Raw genomic sequence first — 2,285 nt, forward strand, 5'->3', positions numbered from 1 at the left:
TTCAGACAGATCGGCAACGCTGTGCCCCCTTTGCTTGCTGAGGCCCTTGGTCGCAAACTGGCGAAGGCGGTGACGCAGCGAGGGCACCGACGCACTATGGAAGTGGATTTCCGTCAAGACTTGCTCCGATGGCATATAAGCTACGCGAGACCCTTCCCTTGGCGAACTGAGGCCGACCCCTGGCACGTCTTAATGGCGGAGATCTGCTTGCGTCAAATGCGGGCCGACAAGGTAGTACCGATTTACCAACTACTAACCAAGCTTGCGCCCAGCCCCGAGGTAATGGTGGAGAATGCAGAAGCCATTCTTGCTGCCATGTGCTCCCTTGGCCTTCAATGGCGGGCCAAGACTATGCTGGAAATTGCACGTACCATTGTCAGACAGTATGGCGGTCATGTTCCGGAATCTACCGAGGGACTCCTCGCCCTGCCGGGTGTCGGAAATTATGTTGCCAATGCCGTAGTGACATTTGCCTTCGGCCGGTGTGGGGTTCTGGTAGATGTCAACACCGAACGTATAGTGAAACGCCTGCGCGGCCTAAGCAAGGTAAATTGCTGGCAGGCTCGATCGGAAATCTATGACCTGGCTGGACCAGCCGGGGCCGACGCGGCCTTTAACTCTGCTCTGATCGACTTTGGAGCACTTATTTGTCGGCCGCAGCAGCCCCTTTGCGCAGGGTGTCCCGTAAGACGTCACTGCGCGACAGCCAGGCGTGGCTTCGATAGTGATAAAGGGATTGAGTCCGGTAGGACCGGTGGGGGAGTCTGTGATGGTTGACTCGGTAACCCTCATTCCATCTGCCCGTAGGCTGGTACAATCTCTTCGCGACATAGGCTACGATCTTCCGACGGCTGTCGCGGATCTCCTCGATAACAGTATCGAGGCTGACGCAACTATGGTCCGGGTGGATTTTAGTTTCGAAGGTCCTGATTCGTGGATTCGCATCGCCGATAACGGTCGAGGGATGTCCCCAGACGAGCTTGACGAGGCGCTGCGCTACGGAACACGACGGCCCTATGATGAGTTCCACCTGGGCAAGTTCGGTCTGGGCCTGAAGACTGCGTCCCTCAGTCAATGTCGGTGCTTGACGGTCGTAACCCGCACGAAGGAAGATCCCGAGCGTTTGGAAATTCGCCGATGGGATATTGACCATATTGACCAGGCAGACACCTGGGAAGCCCTCAAACTTAAAGCGGCGGACTGTCGGCCCGAGTGCACTGCCCCTCTCACAGGTTCTACGGGAACCGTGGTCTTTTGGGAGAAGCTAGACCGAATCCTGAACTACAAGGACCCGTTGGGCGGGTGGGCCAGGGAAGGTTTTGCCCGTCTCTGCAGGGATGTTGAGGAACATCTTGCCATGGTATTCCATCGTTTTCTCTCTGGTGAGGCCACGCGGGAACTTCCACTGTGCATTTTCATCAACGGAAACCTGGTTGAACCCTGGGATCCTTTCGCACGTTCCGAACCAGCAACGCAGTCACTGGGTCCCCAGGATCTCGTGTTCCACCATAACGGGCGGCCTCTCACCGTTACGGTGCACCCCTACGTCTTGCCCAACGAGGCTCAGTTTTCATCGTCGCGGGCTCGTGCGGTAGCGTCCGGTCCGAAAAGGTGGAATCGTCAGCAGGGCTTCTACATCTACCGTGCTAACCGAATGATCCAGAGCGGCGGTTGGAACCGCCTGCGGACCCTCGATGAGCATACCAAACTGGCGCGGATCGCCATTGACTTCTCTCCCAGCGCAGACACGGCTTTCAAGATCAATGTTGCGAAGATGAGTGTACAGCTTCCCGATGAGATTAAGAATGATCTCTCGGCCATCGCCTCCGCCGTGGCCAGAAGGGCGGATGATGCCTATCGGCGGCTTAAGACTCCTTTATTGAGACGACCTGGGAGATCAAAACCTGTCGTCACCCCCGGAGGGGGTCATGGTGTTTTTGAGGAGCCCTATACTTATCACCCGGACCGTCTGCAACCTGGCGTTACCCCCGAAAGCGGCAACAGGTTTGGCCTGGCCAAACCGGATAACACAGTACTGCCGGGGAATAAGGGTGAGTGTTATCAAACGGGCCGGGATCTAGCCTGTGCCGTGGTGAGGGTTCTACGGCACGAATTGGCCGGGCAGCCGGAGCTACTTTCCAGGGTTCTCACCGCCCTGAGCGAGCTAAGCAATGAATTTTCTGTTGTCTTTAACCGAAAGGATGCTGACCTGTTGTGAGTGACGCCAACACAACAATAACCTATGCTGAAGCACTCCGGATTGCACGTACCCTGATGAACGCGGG

General features: G+C 56.6%; 1 protein-coding gene. It reads left to right on the forward strand.

Features of this window, described 5'->3' with window-relative positions; genetic code table 11:
- Positions 1-769 precede the first annotated feature (769 nt).
- The gene (locus tag QMC81_11905) at positions 770-2,218 is read left to right on the forward strand and encodes an ATP-binding protein (GenBank protein ID MDI6908174.1); all 1,449 of its coding nucleotides are present in this window, start codon (positions 770-772) and stop codon (positions 2,216-2,218) included.
- The last annotated feature ends 67 nt before the right edge of the window (positions 2,219-2,285 follow it).

Source organism: Thermoanaerobacterales bacterium, from assembly GCA_030019475.1.
Lineage (GTDB): Bacteria > Bacillota > Desulfotomaculia > Desulfotomaculales > JASEER01 > JASEER01.